The organism is Xanthomonas sp. NCPPB 1062 (assembly GCF_041481705.2).
GTDB lineage: Bacteria > Pseudomonadota > Gammaproteobacteria > Xanthomonadales > Xanthomonadaceae > Xanthomonas > Xanthomonas euvesicatoria.
Genome location: NZ_CM192987.1, coordinates 4,705,076 through 4,721,029 on the forward strand (window position 1 = coordinate 4,705,076; position 15,954 = coordinate 4,721,029).

Below are 15,954 nucleotides of genomic sequence, written 5' to 3' on the forward strand. Positions count from 1 at the left end.
GCCGATCGCAGCGATCGTTGCGCTGCTGTCGGCAGCGGTGCCCGGCTCTGCCAGAATGGTGCGCATGAACACGACACCCGATACCGCCCTGCTGGTCGTCAACCTGGGCACTCCCGAATCGCCGACCGCCCCGGCCGTGCGCCGCTATTTGGCCGAGTTCCTCAGCGACCGCCGCGTGGTCGCGATTCCGCCACTGTTCTGGAAGCCGCTGCTGTACGGGGTGATCCTGCCGATCCGCGGGCCGAAATCGGCCGAAAAATACGCCAAGGTGTGGTTGCCGGAGGGCTCGCCGCTGGCGGTCTACACGCGCCGCCTGGCCGACGGCCTGCAAGCGGTCATGCCCGACTGGCATGTGGAATGGGCCATGCGCTACGGCGAGCCGGCCTTGCGCAAGACGCTGGACGGGCTGCGCGCACGCGGCATCAGGCGCATCGTGGTGCTGCCGCTGTATCCGCAGTATTCCACCACCACCACCGCCTCGATCCAGGATGTGGTGGAGGCATGGCGCACCAGCGCGCCGGAGATCGCGGTGGAGGTGATCCCGGACTACTGCGAGGACGCCGGCTGGGTGGCCGCGATCGCCGAGTCGATTCGCGCGCACTGGCAGGTGCATGGGCGCAGCGAAAAATTGATGTTTTCCTTCCACGGCCTGCCGCAGCGCGTGGCCAATGCCGGCGACCCGTATCCGCAGCAGTGCGAACGCAGCGCGCAGGCCATTGTGGCAGCGCTGGGGCTGGGCGAGGACGAGTGGCAGATGGGCTACCAGTCGCGCTTCGGCGCCGAACGCTGGCTGCAGCCGTACGCCGAACCCACGCTGTGGGCGTTGGCCGAAGGCGGCGTGCGCAGCTTCGACCTGGTCTGCCCGGGCTTTGCCACCGATTGCCTGGAAACGCTGGAAGAAGTGGCGCTGGGTTTTGCCGAAACGCTGGCCGAGCGTGGTGCCACGCTCAGCTACATCCCCTGCCTCAACGCCAGCGATGCGCATGCGCACGCGCTGGCCGCCGTGGCGCGCCGCGCGTGAAGTTGGAGCCGTTTGCGTGCGACCTGGCCGTCGGCCGGGTCACCGGATTGCGCAACCAAGATCGTGGCCCGCGCCGGGTGCTGGCCTTGCATGGCTGGCTGGACAACGCGGCCAGCTTCGTGCCGCTGAGTGCGCATCTGCACGCGCGGGACTTGGATCTGGTGCTGCTGGATCTGCCCGGCCATGGCCACAGCGCTTGGCTGCCGGTAGGCGCCGAATACACGCTCAGCAGCGCGATCGCCATGTTGTTGCAGGTCGCCGATGCTCTGGGCTGGGGGCGCTTCACCGTGCTCGGCCACTCGATGGGCGGCGGCATTGCCAGCCTGCTGGCCGCCGCTGCGCCCGAGCGCGTGGAGGCCTTGATCGCCATCGAGGCGCTGGGCGCCCTGGCCGAGCCCGTGGAAAGCACTGCCACACGCCTGCGCGATGCCGTTGCGTCGGCACGCACGCTGGCAGAGCGGCCGCTGCGGGTGTTTCCGTCGATGGAAATGCCGGTACGCGCGCGCATGATGGCCAACCAACTCACCGAACCGGCTGCACGGCTGCTGGTCGAACGCGGCGTACGCGTGGTGGAAGGTGGCTACAGCTGGTGCAGCGATCCGCGCCTGACCCTGCCCACCGCCATCCGCATGACCGAAGCGCAGATCGACGTGCTGCTGGCCTCCATCGCCTGCCCCGCCCAGGCGATCTTCGCCACGCCCGCACAGGCGTATTTCCCGGAAGCATTGCGCGACCACCGCGTGGCGATGATGCGCGACGCACGCCTGCAGCTGCTGCCCGGCACGCACCACGTGCATATGGAAGCGCCGGAAGCAGTCGCGGCGGTGATCAACGGCTTCTTGGATGGTTTGCGTCACGCGTGATACGCAGATGCCAATCGCGCAGGTGAACGTGGCAGATGCCGCCCGTGTCGTGGGCGCACTTGAATCCTTCGATCGGTGGCATGCGCCGTGGACCTTCATCCAGGCGGTGCGCGCCGCTGCCCACCTGGATGCGGGCGATCGCGTCCTGTCGGAGCAGGCATGGGCAGCGGCGTGTCACGCCGACCACTGGATGTCGGCGCGCACCCTGGACGCAGGCGCTGCGGCTGCAGAACACGCCGTGTCAAAACGCTTTGCCTGGCTGTCGCCGCTGGCCTGCCGGCAACTTGCCCGAGCTGCCTCCTACGCGTGGCGCTAGCGGCGTCTTCGCTGCAGCGTTGACCACTCGCCGGTGCCGGCCGCACCGATCGCCTGTTGCTGTTGCTGTTGCTGTTGCTGTTGCCGCACCCGTAGCTGCACCACTGTCGCGAAAGGCACATCATCGCAGCCGCGCGCTACGCCTGCGTCACTGCACGTGCAGCAACCGGCGCAGTTGCGCCTTGAGCTGGCGGCCGTGTTCGTGGAAGTAACTGCGTTCCTCGCGCCAAGTGGGAAAACGTTGCTCCACTTCGGCCCAGAACGCAGGCGAGTGGTTGGCCTGCACCAGGTGGCAGAGCTCGTGCACCAGCACGTATTCGAACGCGGAAGGGCGACCCAGCACCAGCGCCAGGTCCAACGCCATCGAGCCATCCGGTGCGAGCGAGCCCCACTGCGAGGACATCACCTTCAGCCGCAGCCGTGCCGGTGCGCGCGGCAGGCCGGGCAGATAACCCGGCAACCAGCGGCCGACGTCGGCGCGTGCCTGCGCTTCGTAGAATTCCTTCAAGGTGCGGCGCAGGCCGGCATCGCCCAGGCGGATGGGCACATGGAACTGCGCCCCGTCGTCGGTGATATCGATGCGTGCATAGCGCCCTTCGTGCCAGCTCAACGGCAGCAACGCACCGCGCAACGGCAGTTGCCCGGGCACGCCACGCTCAAGCGCAGGAAACGCATCGACCTGCTGATACCGCGACAGCTGCGTGGTCAGCCAGTCCAGATGCGCATGCAGAAACCGTTCGCCGGACATCAGGCTTGCGCGCAGCGGCAAGGTCAGCCGTGCGCCGCGCTCGTCGACGCTGAGTTTGATGCGTCGCGCACGCGGGTCGCGCACGCGCAGCACCGCGATGTCGCGGCCGTCCAGCTGCACGTGCACGCAGTCGCGTTCGACAACCTGCGAGGGCGGAACAATCAGGCGGCGGACGGGCTTGAACATGCGCACAGGATACCGCCGCGATGTGTCAGGCGGTGAGAAGCATCGATTGCCGCACTCGGTAACTGCCAGACCGTGATCGGTGTCGTCCCTGGAAGCGATTGGCCAACCGATGGATCAGTGGTGGGCAGCTGATCTGCGACGTTGCTGCCGGGCCCTTGTCCGCCACCGCGCAGGACACATCGCACGTATGTCCTTCACGAGAGCAGCGGAAGAACGCTTTGGTGCGGTGTTCTCAAGGCCTGCGGGACAGTTGGCGACATGGATGCCGCCGCCGAGCTTCCACGGATGGATTCACGGCGTGTCCCGCGTGTGGCGAGGGCACCGCGCCCTCGACGCACCGAAAGCGTTTGATTCACGCCACGCATCGCGCCTCGACACCGCCACCGCCACCGTGCGACGTTCCGGTTACTCGGCCTTGCTCAACTTCAACGCGGTTTCTAGCAACAGGAACAGCCGGCGGATTTCCGCGCTCATCAACGCAAAGCGTGCGTCGAGTTCGGCACGTGCGCCATCGTCTTCGCTGTGTTCGAGCTGATCCAGGGCGCCGTCGAGGAACTTGAGCTTGCGGATCACCAGATCGTCGCCGAGCACGAACGACAGATTGTCGTCCAGCACCAGCGCCAGCTTGGTGACCTGCTTGCCGGCTTCCAGGTGTTTGTCGATCTCGTCGCCGCGCAGTTCCTGGTGCTGGCACTTGACCACCGCGCCGCCTTCGATGGGGTCCTTCATCTCGCACTCTTCGCCCAGGCTGAGGCCTTCGGGCAAGGGTTCGCCGGCGATCCAGCCGGTGAGGATGGCGCGCGGGGCCACTTCGGCATTGAGCGGCAGCGCCGGGAAGCTGCCGAGCGCGCCACGGATCTCGCTCATCACGTTCTCGCCGCTCTTGCGGCTGGAGCTGTTGACCGCGATGTAGCCGTGCTGCAGGTCCAGGATGGCGTCGGTGCGCGAGCTCTTGACGAAGGCGCGCGGCAGCAACTCATGGATCAAATCGTCCTTGAGGCGCTTGCGTGCCTTGCCACCGGGGCGGCGGCCTTCCTTTTCCTCGATCTCGGCCACCTTGCGCTCGAGCAGGTCGTTGACCACCGCGCCGGGCAGGATCTTGTCCTCGCCACCGACGGTGAGCCACAGAAAATCTTCCAGACGGTGCGAGAGCACTTCCTGCTCGTCGCGGCCGAACGGGGAAATGAAACCGCGCGAGCTCATTTCCAGCGGGCCGACCGGCTTGAGCTGCACCGGCGGCAGCAAGGTGTCGATCTCGGAGAAATCCAGGGTGGTGGGAAAGCGGAACAGGGTGAGGTTGCGAAAGAACATGCGTTGGACCGAATGAAGAAAAACGTGGAGGGTGGAAGACTGCCGGCAGCCGGAGCGGCGGCGTCAGTCGCTGTCGTGGGTGGCGTGGCTGGCGGACAGCCACGCGCTGGGATCGGGATCAACATCGCTCGGCGCATCGCCGCTGCGGCCCAGCGCCAGGAAATCGAACAACGTGCGATCGGCCAATTGCTCGGGGCGAACATCGCCCAAGGCGCGGGCGATCTGTTCCACGCGGCCTGGGAACTCGCGGTCCCATTGCTGCAACAGCTTGCCGACCTGCTGGCGCTGCAGGTTTTCCTGGCTGCCGCACAGGTTGCACGGAATGATCGGGAACTGCCGCGCCTGCGCGTACGCCGCGATGTCGGCTTCGCGCACATAGGCCAGCGGGCGGATCACCACATGCGCGCCGTCGTCGCTGCGTAGCTTGGGCGCCATCGCCGCCAGCCGCGCGTGGTGAAACAGGTTCATGAAGAAGGTGGCCACGATGTCGTCGCAGTGATGGCCGAGCGCGATCTTGGTCACGCCATGCGTCTGCGCGTAGGCATACAGCGCGCCGCGCCGCAGCCGCGAGCACAGCGAACACATCGTCTTGCCGGCCGGAATCACCCGGCTGACCACCGAATAGGTGTCCTGCTCGACGATATCGAACGGCACCCCCAGCCCGCGCAGGTAGGCCGGCAGCACATGGGCGGGAAAGTCGGGCTGTTTCTGGTCCAGGTTGACCGCCACCAGGCTGAACGGCACCGGCGCCTTGCGCTGCAACTGCAGCAGCATGTCCAACAAGGTGTAGCTGTCCTTGCCGCCGGACAGACAGACCATGACCTTGTCGCCGGGTGCGATCATGCCGAAATCGGCAATCGCCTGGCCGACCTGGCGCTGCAGGCGTTTGCCCAGGCGCAGCTGTTCGCGCTGCAACCGCTGGCGCGGGTCGCGCGGTGCGGGGTCGGCCAGGGGTTGCGGCAGCGGCAGGACAGCGGTCATAAGCCGGCCATTGTAGCTGCCGGGGGCTGGCAGGCGACGGGGTTGGCTGCGCGCGGGGGTGGCACGCCGACACGCAGCCCTTGTGACGCATTGGACGTTGACGCGGCAGCGGCGCCGGTCGATGCAGACCTGTTGCCCGCACATGGTGTCCTGCGGCCGTTGCCAGGTAACCACGTGCCGGCAGCCCAGGTTTTTGTCCGCAGATGCATGCAGTCGTCAGCGTGCAATGCGCACGGTAGCTGCGCGCGTTGTTACTTGCGGGCCGCCTCCATTGACCCGCGTTGCCTGGTGCGATGCCACAGCACAGCTCGTATCTCGCAGCGCAGCAAGCCTTTCTGCGGCAGGCTCGGTACAGTCGGCAGGTCGCTTGACCCGGGACCGGCATGGCATCTTCAGCTTCGCTACAACGCGCGGCTTTTTTCAGTCGCAGTTGTGGTAGCGCTAACATTTTTTGGCTGGATGCCGATGGCAGTCGCGCGGACGCATCGCTTGCCGGTGCCATGTGCGCTGCGCAACGCGTACGTGGCCATGGCCTGTGCGCTGATGCCGATGTCCCGGTGTAACGCTTTCCCTCTCTTCCCTCCCCTGCTGCAGGAGTTCACCCCATGAGCAACACCGTGTACATCGGCGCGAAAGAATATTTCCCCGGCATCGGCAAGATCGGCTTCGAAGGCCGCGATTCGGACAACCCGCTCGCGTTCAAGGTCTACGACGCCAACAAAACCATCGGCGACAAGACCATGGCCGAGCATCTGCGCTTTGCCGTGGCCTACTGGCACAGCTTCTGCGGCAATGGCGCCGATCCGTTCGGCCCGGGCACGCGGGCGTATCCGTGGGATGCGGGCACTACCGCGTTGAACCGTGCCGAGGCCAAGGCCGATGCGGCGTTCGAGTTCTTCACCAAGCTCGGCGTGCCGTACTACTGCTTCCACGACATCGACCTGGCACCGGATGCCGACGACATCGGCGAGTACGAGCGCAACCTCAAGCACATGGTGGGCATCGCCAAGCAGCGCCAGGCCGACACCGGCATCAAGCTGTTGTGGGGCACGGCCAACCTGTTCTCGCATCCGCGCTACATGAATGGCGCATCGACCAACCCGGACTTCAATGTCGTGGCGCGTGCGGCGGTGCAGGTCAAGGCCGCGATCGATGCGACCGTTGAATTGGGCGGCGAAAACTACGTGTTCTGGGGCGGCCGCGAAGGCTATGGCTGCCTGCACAACACGCAGATGAAGCGCGAGCAGGACAACATGGCGCGCTTCCTCACCCTGGCGCGCGACTACGGCCGCGCGATTGGCTTCAAGGGCAATTTCCTGATCGAGCCCAAGCCCATGGAGCCGATGAAGCACCAGTACGATTTCGATAGCGCCACGGTGATCGGCTTCCTGCGCCAGCATGGCCTGGACAAAGACTTCAAGCTCAACATCGAGGCCAACCACGCCACGCTGTCGGGCCATAGCTTCGAGCATGACCTGCAGGTGGCATCCGATGCCGGCCTGCTCGGCAGCATCGATGCCAACCGCGGCAACCCGCAGAACGGCTGGGACACCGACCAGTTCCCGACCGATCTGTACGACACCGTCGGCGCGATGCTGGTGGTACTGCGGCAGGGTGGTCTGGCACCGGGCGGCCTGAACTTCGATGCCAAGGTGCGTCGCGAATCGTCCGACCCGCAGGACCTGTTCCTGGCCCATATCGGCGGCATGGACGCGTTCGCACGCGGGCTGGAAGTGGCAAACGCGCTGCTGACCGCCTCGCCGCTGGAACAGTGGCGCGCCGAGCGTTACGCCAGCTTCGACAGCGGCGCCGGCGCGGACTTTGCCGCAGGCAAGACCACGCTGGCCGATCTGGCCAAGCATGCAGCCGGCAATGCGCCCCAGCAGCTCAGCGGCCGCCAGGAAGCGTATGAAAACCTGATCAATCAGTATCTGACGCGTTGAGCATTGCCACTGCACGCGCTTCGCCTCACCTGGCGCGTGCAATGACCGTCTGCATTGCGACGGTGGGCCAGCTATCACTGCGGCGGCCAGCAATGGCTGCCAATGTGATGCGCGGTCACCAGAAACGTGAGCGCACACCGGCAATGCTGGTGTGTTGCATGCAAGCCTGCGAGGCGACCACATCCGGCTTGCGGCATGCAGGGGTCTGATCGCTACGTTGACTCGGCCGCATCGTCCGCTGTCGGTGCGGCCACCGAATCCCGCTTGACCAGCAGGTGCGCGACCACATGATCGACCATCCTTGCCGTACGCTCCTTGGCACGAATCGTCTTCAGCAAGATGTCCAGCGCGGCATCGGCCATGGCGGCGATGGGCTGCTGCACGGTGGTGATTTCGGGCCACACCGCAGTGGCGGCAGAGGTGTCGTCGAACCCGACCACCGACAGATCGCGCGGCACATCCAGCCCACGCCGGTGCGCGACCGAGATTGCCGCGGCGGCCATGTCGTCGTTGCTGGCGAAGATGGCGCTGGGACGGCGTTTGCGCGCCAGCAGTTTTTCCGCGGCGACCAGGCCGGATTTGTAGGTGTAATCGCCCGGCTGCACCAGGTGCCGATCCAGGCGCAGACCGGCGTCGGCCAGCGCCGCCTGAAAGCCTTCGAAGCGCCGCGTGCTGGCCGACAGGTTCGGATGCCCGGCGATGTAGCCGATGCGCGTATGCCCCTGTGCGATCAGGTGCTCGGTGATCTCTTTGGCAGCAGCGAATTCGTCGATGCGCACACACGCCACATCCGGGCTGAAATGGTTGGAGGCGATCGCCACTACCGGCACCTTGGCGCGCACCAATTCCAGCACTGCGGCCCTGGATTCGCACAAGGGCGGCGGCAGGATCACACCGGCAACGCCTTTGGCGAGCTTGCGCGCGGCCTTGCGTTCGGCATCGGCGTCCAGGTCGTCCCAGCAGTCGATCACCAGCTGAATCGACGTACGCGATGCCACCCGCAGCACGCCCAGCAGCAACTCGCGCAGGTAGGCACCGCTGGGATCGCTGTAGATCAACGCAATCCGCGTGCTCTGCGCGGCCGCCAGTGCGCTGGCGGCAAGATTGGGCGTGTAGCCCAGCTTGTCGACCGCGCGCATGACCCGTTCGCGGGTGGCATCGCGCACGCTGCCGGTGTTGTTGACCACGCGCGAGACCGTCATCGGCGAGACCTTTGCCAGCGCTGCCACCTCGTCGATGGTGGTCGCGCGGCTGGTGCGGCGGACCGATTTCCTGACCTTCTCCAAGCGTGGCCTCTTCAAATGCGTGCGAAAGCTGCGGGATGCACGGGCGCTGCTGCGGTAACGCGGACGCCGGGTGCAGGTATGACGATGCGAGCCATGGTACCGGGAAGCAGGCAGAGCGGCGATATGCGCCTGCATGCGCCGGTGACGCTCGAGCATGCCGCATGAGCCGGTCTGCAATGCAGCGGCACGACACGGGTGTCGGCGCATTTACGCTGCAGGCAGTGATGTGGGCGGCGCTGTTATGCAGTGGCCTGTTGATCGGCGCCAACGCGCATGCGGAGGATGGCTACGATCTATGGTTGCGCTACCAACCGCTGGCCAATGCCGCGCAATTGCGTGACAGTGCCAGTCAATTGGTCGTCGTTGGCGATTCGCCCACCCTGCATGCAGCACGCGATGAACTGGCGCGCGGCCTGCAGGGATTATTGGGACGCACACCGCCGCGCGTGGACGCGGTAACGCAAGATGGCGCCATCGTCCTGGGCGCCGCCAGCGCGCCACAGATTGCCGCCCTGAAGCTCGATACAGGCCAGTTGGGCCGCGACGGCTATCTGATTCGGAGCGCCGAGGTACATGGGCATCGCATCACCGCCATTGTCGGCGGCAGCGATCTCGGGGTGCTATACGGCACCTTCCACCTGTTGCGCCTGCTGCAGACCGGGCAATCGCTCGCAGCGCTGGATGTGCGCGCGTCGCCACGCTTGCAGCTGCGCATGCTCAATCATTGGGACAATCTCGATGGTCTGGTGGAACGTGGCTATGCCGGTGCGTCGCTGTGGAACTGGCAGACGCTGCCTGGCTATCTGGATCCGCGTTACACCGACTACGCACGTGCCAATGCGTCGCTGGGCATCAATGGAACCGTGCTCAACAACGTCAACGCCAAAGCCTGGAGCCTGACGCCGCAATACCTCGACAAGGCGGCCGCCCTGGCGAAGGTGTTTCGTCCGTACGGGATTCGTGTGTTCCTCAGCGCGCGTTTCAGTGCACCGATCGAAATCGGTGGCCTGAAAACCGCCGACCCGCTGGACCCGCAGGTACGGCGCTGGTGGCGCGATACCGCCGACGCCATCTATGCGCGCATTCCGGATTTCGGCGGGTTCCTGGTCAAGGCCAACTCCGAAGGCCAGCCCGGCCCGCAGGACTATGGACGCAGCCACGCCGATGGCGCGAACCTGCTCGCCGATGCCTTGGCGCCGCACGGCGGGGTGGTGATGTGGCGCGCCTTCGTCTATTCGCATGAGCAGCCGGACGACCGCGCCAAGCAGGCCTACAGCGAGTTCGTGCCGCTGGATGGCGCGTTTGCCGACAACGTGATCGTGCAGGTGAAAAACGGGGCCATCGACTTCCAGCCACGCGAGCCGTTTCACCCATTGTTCGGTGCGATGGGCAAGACGCCATTGATGCCGGAGTTTCAGATCACCAAGGAATATCTGGGCTTTTCCACCCATCTGGCCTATCTGGGCCCGCTGTTTTCCGAGACCTTGCAAGCCGACACCTATGCGCGCGGCAAGGGCTCGACCGTTGCAAAGACAGTGGATGGCAGCTTGTTCGCCGAGAGCAAACGCACACGGCTGACCGGGATCGCCGGCGTGGCCAATATCGGCGCCGATCGCAACTGGAGCGGCTCGATCTTCGATCAGGCCAACTGGTACGCGTACGGGCGGCTGGCGTGGGACCCGCAGCTGTCGCCGCAGGCCATTGCGCAGGAATGGACGCGCATGACCTTTTCCAACGATCCGGCGGTGGTCGAGCCGGTGGTCGGCATGATGCTGCGTTCGCGCGAGGCAGTGGTGGACTACATGACTCCGCTCGGCCTGCATCACCTGATGGGGCGCGGCCACCATTACGGCCCGGCGCCGTGGGATGCCGGCAGCGAACGTCCGGACTGGGATCCGGTGTATTACCACCGCGCCGACCGCAACGGGATCGGCTTCGACCGCAGCGCCAGCGGCAGCAATGCCGTTGCGCAATATGCGCCGCCGGTGGCGCGCGAGTTCGGCGATGTGCGGCGCGTGCCCGAGCCGTTGCTGCTGTGGTTCCATCATGTGCCGTGGGATCACCGCATGGCCTCCGGCAGACCGCTGTGGGACGAACTGGTGCGACGTTACGACCATGGCGTGGCCGAGGTCGCTGCGATGCGCACGACCTGGCAGCATCTGGCCGGCAAGATCGATGCACAGCGCTACCAGCAGGTCGCCGATTTTCTGGCGATCCAGCAAGGTGAGGCGCAGTGGTGGCGCGATGCCAGCATCGCCTATTTCCAGAGCGTGTCCGGGCGCCCGCTGCCTGCAGGCGTCAGCCCGCCGGCGCACCCGCTGGCGTATTACCAGGCACTGACATTTCCGTATGCACCGGGGAATCCGAAGTGAGCGCATGTCGCGTAAAGATATTGATCGGCACGCTGTCGGCGTTGCTGTTGCCGCAACTTGCGCGCGCCGCGGATGGGCCGCTGCTGCATCCGGTGTTTCAGGACCATGCGGTGCTGCAACGCGATGCGCCGATCCGCCTGTGGGGCGATACGGCGCCGGGCACGCGTGTGACCGTGCAACTGGACAGTGCGCAGGTGCAGACGCGCGCAGACCGGCAAGGTCACTGGGAGGCGCGCTTGCCCGCGCACGCCGCCGGCGGGCCGTACAGCCTGAAGGCCAGCACTGCCAACGGTGCGATGCAGCAGATCGATGACGTGCTAATCGGCGATGTCTGGCTGTGTTCGGGGCAATCGAACATGGAACTGCAGGTGCATCGCACGCTGGATTCGCGCAGCGAGATTGCTGATGCCGACCACCCCAGCATCCGCATGTTCAAGGTGCCCGCGCAATCCAGCCCGACACCGCAACGCGGTTTCGGCGGCGCTGCAACCTGGCAGCGCACCACACCGGAGACGGTGAAGGACTTTTCGGCTGCCTGTTACTACTTCGCACGCGAGTTGCAGAAGAACGTCGACGTGCCGATGGGGTTGATCAATGCGTCATGGGGCGGGTCGCAACTGCAGGCCTGGATCGGCGACAAGGCCCTGCGTGCGGCCGGCGACGATGGTCCGGCGCTGGATGTGCTAGCGCGCTATGCAACCGACCCGGTGGCGGCCGCACCGCGGTGGGCCGCGCTGTGGGAACGCTGGTGGCGTGCCCATGGCGAAGGCGAACCGTGGCAGCCGGATGCGCCCGGCCATTGGCAGGATGCGCCGCCGGCCTTGGGCGCATGGGACGACTGGGGCGTGCCGCAACTGGTCGGCTTCAACGGCATGGTCTGGTACCGCACCAGCGTCGAGCTGACCCCGGCACAGGCCGCACAGGACGCCACGTTGCGACTCGGGCCGGTGGACGAACTGGACCAGACCTGGGTCAACGGACGCGGCGTGGGCAGCAGCTATGGCGCCGATCAACCACGTCGCTATGCGCTACCGCGCGGACTGCTGCATGCCGGGCGCAACAGCATCGTGCTCAATGTGCTCAATACCTATCGCCGCGGCGGGCTGCTGGGCGACGCGCCATCGCGCGCACTGCAATTTGCCGATGGCAGCACCGTGGCGCTGGACGCGCCCTGGCAATACCGCATCGTGCCGCAGGCAGTGGGCACGCCACCGCGCGCACCGTGGTCGTCGGCCGCCGGGCTGACCACCTTGTACAACGGCATGATCGCGCCGCTGGAACACCTGGGCCTGCGCGGCGTGCTGTGGTACCAGGGCGAATCCAATACCGGCGATGCAGCGCGTTATCCGGCCTTGCTCACTGCCTGGCAGCGCGACTGGCGGCAGCGCTTCGGTGCAGGCCTGCCGTTGCTGGTGGTGCAGTTGGCCAATTACGGCGCACCGCCTACCCAGCCGACCGACAGCGGCTGGGCGCAATTGCGCGAGGCGCAGCGACGCTTTGTGGCCAGCGACGCGCACGCAGGATTGGCGGTGGCGATCGATATCGGCGACCGCTACGACATCCATCCGGCCAACAAGCAGGAGCTGGGCCGGCGCCTGGCGCGCGCGGCGCGGCATGTGGTGTATGGCGAGGCGATTGCGCCGTCCGGCCCGGTGCCGCGCAGCGTGCAGCGCGAGCGCGACAGCGTGCGCATCCGCTTCGATGACGTGGACACCACCTTGCTGAGCTATGGCAACGACGCACCGATCGGCTTCGAGCTGTGCGGCGAGGCGTCCGGCACTTGCCGCTATGCCAGCGCCACGCTGCAGGGCCACGATGTCAGCGTGCGCATTCCGTCCGGCATGACCGCAACGCGCGTGCGCTACTGCTGGGCCGACAGCCCGGTGTGCACCTTGTACGACCGCAGCGGCCTGCCGGCCGGCCCGTTCGAACTTCCCATCACTGCCACCTCTTCCCCCTGAGCGAGATCACGATGTCACAGACTTCCGACTCCCCTGCACCGCTGCAAGGCTCTGCCCGCGACCGCGAGATCGTCGAGGCGCGCGTCATCGTCACCTGCCCGGGGCGCAATTTCGTCACCTTGAAGATCCGCACGCGTTCGGGCATCACCGGCGTGGGCGATGCCACGCTCAACGGGCGCGAACTGGCGGTGGCCGCGTATCTGCAGGAACACCTGGTGCCGAACCTGATTGGTCGCGATGCCGGGCGCATCGAAGACATCTGGCAGTTCTTCTACCGCGGCGCGTACTGGCGGCGCGGACCGGTGACGATGAGCGCGATTGCCGCAGTGGATGTGGCGTTGTGGGACATCCTGGGCAAGATGGCCGGCATGCCGCTGTATCAGCTGCTTGGCGGGCGCTCGCGCGAAGGTGCGCTGGTGTACGGGCATGCCAACGGGCGCGATATCGCCGAAACCAGCGACGAAGTGGGCCGTTTCCGCGACATGGGCTTTATCGCGATTCGCGCACAGTGCGGCGTGCCCGGCATCAAGAAGACCTACGGCATTTCAGTCGGCGGCAAGCCGTACGAACCGGCCGAAAGCGAACTGCCGACCGAAACCGTATGGTCCACGCCGCGCTACCTCGGCGTGGTGCCGCGCCTGTTCGAGCAACTGCGCGCAGACCATGGCGACGAGATCGAACTGCTGCATGACGCGCACCACCGGCTCACCCCGATCGAAGCGGCGCGGCTGGGCCGCGACCTGGAGCCGTACCGGCTGTTCTGGCTGGAAGATGCCACCCCGGCGGAAAACCAGCGTGCGTTCGAGATCATTCGCCAGCACACCGTGACGCCGCTGGCAGTGGGTGAGGTATTCAACTCGATCTGGGACTGCAAGCACCTGATCGAGCAGCAGCTGATCGACTACATCCGCACCACGATCGTCCACGCTGGCGGCATCACCCATGTGCGCCGGCTGGCCGATTTCGCCGCGCTGCATCAGGTGCGCACCGGCTTCCACGGCGCCACCGACCTTTCGCCGGTGTGCATGGGCGCGGCCCTGCACTTCGACACCTGGGTGCCCAACTTCGGCATCCAGGAATACATGTTCCATTCCGACGAGGCCAATGCGGTGTTCCCGCACGACTACCAATTCCGCGATGGCCGCCTGCACTGCGGCGAAACCCCGGGCCATGGCGTGGACATCGACGAAGCGCTTGCAGCGAAGTATCCATACGTGCCCAAGCAGCTGCCGATCGCGCGACTGGAAGACGGCGCGATGTGGGATTGGTGATGCGCGCGTTTTCTGCCACGTGTGTGGCCCTGCTGATGGCCTTGGCGGTGCCTGCGAACACGCAGGCGCAGGCCTCTGCCGATGTTGCGTTCGACTGGTTCGAATACCGCGGCGACGATGCGGTGTTCGCCACGCCGCTGCCGGCCGGGCACTACCGCAATCCGGTGCTGGCCGGTTTCTACCCGGACCCCAGCATCACGCGTGTGGGAGAGCGCTATTACCTGGTCAATTCGACGTTTACGTACTTTCCGGCGATCCCGGTGCTGGAGAGCACCGATCTTGTGCATTGGACCCAGATCGGCAACGTGGTCGAACGCCGCGAGCAGCTCGACTACGACGGGCTGCGCATGTCGCGCGGCATGTATGCCGCCAGCATCCGCCATCACGACGGGCGTTTTTACGTGGTGGGCACCTCGGTCGACAGCGGTGGCAATTTCATCGCCAGTGCCAGCAATGCGGCGGGCCCATGGTCGGCATTGACGTGGCTGCCCAGCATCGACGGCATCGACCCGTCCCTGTTCTTCGATACCGATGGCAGCGCGTACTTGCTCAACAACGGCCCGCCGGAAGGCACGCCGTTGTACGACGGGCATCGCGCGATCTGGATGCAGCGCTTCGATATCGCGAAGAATGCGCCTGTCGGCCCGCGCAAGGTGCTGCTCAATGGCGGCGTGGACCTGGCCAGCAAGCCGATCTGGATCGAAGGCCCGCACCTGTATCAACGCGACGGGTGGTACTACCTCTCGTGTGCGGAGGGCGGCACCGGGCCGCAGCATTCGCAGGTGGTGTTGCGCAGCCGCAACGTGTGGGGGCCGTATGCACCGGCACCGAACAACCCCATCCTGACCCAACGCGATCTGCCGGCCGGGCGCGCGCATCCGGTCAGCAACGCCGGTCATGTGGACCTGGTCGACACACCCGATGGGCAGTGGTGGGCGGTGTTTCTCGCCAGCCGTCCGTATCGCGGCGATCACTACAACACCGGGCGCGAAACGTTTTTGCTGCCGGTGCAGTGGCGCGATGGCTGGCCCTCGATCCTGCCGGCGGGACAGCCGATTCCTTACATCGCCAAGGCGCCCGCAGGCATGAAGGCAGGTGCCACGCAGGCACCATTGTCAGGCAACTTCGTCTGGCACGACGATTTCGATCAGGCCACGCTGCAACGCGAATGGCTGACCGTGCGCGTGCCAAAGCACGACGTGGCCGACCTGCGCACGCGGGCAGGCTGGTTGACGCTGCATGCCAGCAGCCAGGGGCTGGACGGTACCGGCACGCCCGCGTTTCTCGCACGCCGCCAGCAACATCTGCGTTTCACCGCCAGCACCGCACTGGAGGTGCCGATCCAGGCGGGCATCAGTGCAGGCTTGGCCGCATTTCAGAATTCGACCGCGTGGTATGCACTCGGCGCCCGTCGCGATGGCGATGCCGTCCAGGTGTTTCTGGACAAGCGCGAGGGCGCGGCCACCACCACGCTGGCGCAGACCCGCATCCCGGCCACTGCACAGCTGCGGCTGCAGATCAGCGGCGATGGCGGTGCGTACAGCTTCGCCTTCGATGCCGATGGCCGCGGCTGGCAATGGCTACGCCGCAACGACGACGCCAGCTTTCTCAGCACCGAAAAGGCCGGCGGCTTCGTCGGCAGCGTGATCGGGCCATTCGCCCAATCGCACCCCGACCGCCCTTCACAGGACTGACC

Annotated in this window: 11 protein-coding genes; 7 read left to right on the forward strand and 4 right to left on the reverse strand. The window is 66.1% G+C overall.

Going from position 1 to position 15,954, the window contains the following annotated elements:
• Positions 1-55: 55 nt before the first annotated feature.
• Both hemH and ACCQ16_RS20120 read left to right on the forward strand, forming a co-directional pair.
• Positions 56-1,021: a ferrochelatase gene (hemH, locus tag ACCQ16_RS20115; RefSeq protein WP_277573361.1), complete on the forward strand. Its 966-nt coding sequence runs from the start codon at positions 56-58 to the stop codon at positions 1,019-1,021.
• A 2-nt stretch (positions 1,022-1,023) separates the two neighbouring features.
• Positions 1,024-1,884 carry an alpha/beta fold hydrolase gene (locus ACCQ16_RS20120; protein WP_277573390.1) on the forward strand — a complete coding sequence of 287 codons (861 nt, stop codon included), beginning with the start codon at positions 1,024-1,026 and terminating at the stop codon, positions 1,882-1,884.
• A gap of 463 nt (positions 1,885-2,347) precedes the next feature.
• On the opposite strand, the gene ACCQ16_RS20125 is transcribed toward ACCQ16_RS20120, so the two are convergent.
• The 3 genes from ACCQ16_RS20125 to ttcA all read right to left on the reverse strand — a co-directional run bounded on the left by ACCQ16_RS20125 (position 2,348) and on the right by ttcA (position 5,425).
• Positions 2,348-3,133 (reverse strand): YgjP family zinc-dependent metalloprotease, encoded by a 786-nt coding sequence (locus ACCQ16_RS20125; RefSeq protein WP_011349082.1) that lies wholly within the window; start codon positions 3,131-3,133, stop codon positions 2,348-2,350.
• A 405-nt stretch (positions 3,134-3,538) separates the two neighbouring features.
• The gene (locus ACCQ16_RS20130) at positions 3,539-4,444 is read right to left on the reverse strand and encodes a recombination-associated protein RdgC (RefSeq protein WP_008577753.1); all 906 of its coding nucleotides are present in this window, start codon (positions 4,442-4,444) and stop codon (positions 3,539-3,541) included.
• 63 nt (positions 4,445-4,507) lie between these two features.
• Positions 4,508-5,425: a tRNA 2-thiocytidine(32) synthetase TtcA gene (gene ttcA / locus ACCQ16_RS20135; RefSeq protein ID WP_071117341.1), complete on the reverse strand. Its 918-nt coding sequence runs from the start codon at positions 5,423-5,425 to the stop codon at positions 4,508-4,510.
• A gap of 605 nt (positions 5,426-6,030) precedes the next feature.
• On the opposite strand from ttcA, the gene xylA reads away from it, so the two are divergent.
• Entirely contained in the window at positions 6,031-7,368 is a 1,338-nt protein-coding gene (gene xylA / locus ACCQ16_RS20140) for a xylose isomerase (protein ID WP_372380113.1), read from the forward strand.
• A gap of 212 nt (positions 7,369-7,580) precedes the next feature.
• Here the strand turns inward: xylA and ACCQ16_RS20145 are convergent, their stop codons facing one another.
• On the reverse strand, positions 7,581-8,654 hold the full coding sequence (locus ACCQ16_RS20145) for a LacI family DNA-binding transcriptional regulator (RefSeq protein WP_014091472.1): 1,074 nt from the start codon (positions 8,652-8,654) through the stop codon (positions 7,581-7,583).
• A 176-nt stretch (positions 8,655-8,830) separates the two neighbouring features.
• Here ACCQ16_RS20145 and ACCQ16_RS20150 point away from each other — a divergent pair, with 176 nt between their 5' ends.
• Genes ACCQ16_RS20150 through ACCQ16_RS20165 form a run of 4 tightly spaced genes read left to right on the forward strand, consistent with a single transcriptional unit; the run spans position 8,831 to position 15,952 of the window.
• Positions 8,831-11,026 (forward strand): alpha-glucuronidase family glycosyl hydrolase, encoded by a 2,196-nt coding sequence (locus ACCQ16_RS20150; RefSeq protein ID WP_277573389.1) that lies wholly within the window; start codon positions 8,831-8,833, stop codon positions 11,024-11,026.
• Positions 11,023-12,987 carry a sialate O-acetylesterase gene (locus ACCQ16_RS20155; RefSeq protein WP_277573359.1) on the forward strand — a complete coding sequence of 655 codons (1,965 nt, stop codon included), beginning with the start codon at positions 11,023-11,025 and terminating at the stop codon, positions 12,985-12,987. Before ACCQ16_RS20150 ends, ACCQ16_RS20155 begins: the two co-directional genes overlap by 4 nt.
• Positions 12,988-12,998: 11 nt before the next feature.
• Entirely contained in the window at positions 12,999-14,258 is a 1,260-nt protein-coding gene (manD, locus tag ACCQ16_RS20160; RefSeq protein ID WP_218554973.1) for a D-mannonate dehydratase ManD, read from the forward strand.
• 23 nt (positions 14,259-14,281) lie between these two features.
• Positions 14,282-15,952, forward strand: coding sequence for a glycoside hydrolase family 43 protein (locus tag ACCQ16_RS20165; RefSeq protein WP_277573388.1), 1,671 nt, complete (start codon positions 14,282-14,284; stop codon positions 15,950-15,952).
• Positions 15,953-15,954: the final 2 nt, after the last annotated feature.

What these genes read in the sequence shown, in the direction of transcription:
- ACCQ16_RS20125 (WP_011349082.1), bottom strand. Translation starts at nt 3,133, where the DNA reads ATGTTCAAGCCCGTCCGCCGCCTGATTGTTCCGCCCTCGCAGGTTGTC.
- ACCQ16_RS20130 (WP_008577753.1), bottom strand. Translation starts at nt 4,444, where the DNA reads ATGTTCTTTCGCAACCTCACCCTGTTCCGCTTTCCCACCACCCTGGAT.
- manD (WP_218554973.1), top strand. Translation starts at nt 12,999, where the DNA reads ATGTCACAGACTTCCGACTCCCCTGCACCGCTGCAAGGCTCTGCCCGC.
- hemH (WP_277573361.1), top strand. Translation starts at nt 56, where the DNA reads ATGGTGCGCATGAACACGACACCCGATACCGCCCTGCTGGTCGTCAAC.
- ttcA (WP_071117341.1), bottom strand. Translation starts at nt 5,425, where the DNA reads ATGACCGCTGTCCTGCCGCTGCCGCAACCCCTGGCCGACCCCGCACCG.
- xylA (WP_372380113.1), top strand. Translation starts at nt 6,031, where the DNA reads ATGAGCAACACCGTGTACATCGGCGCGAAAGAATATTTCCCCGGCATC.
- ACCQ16_RS20150 (WP_277573389.1), top strand. Translation starts at nt 8,831, where the DNA reads ATGCAGCGGCACGACACGGGTGTCGGCGCATTTACGCTGCAGGCAGTG.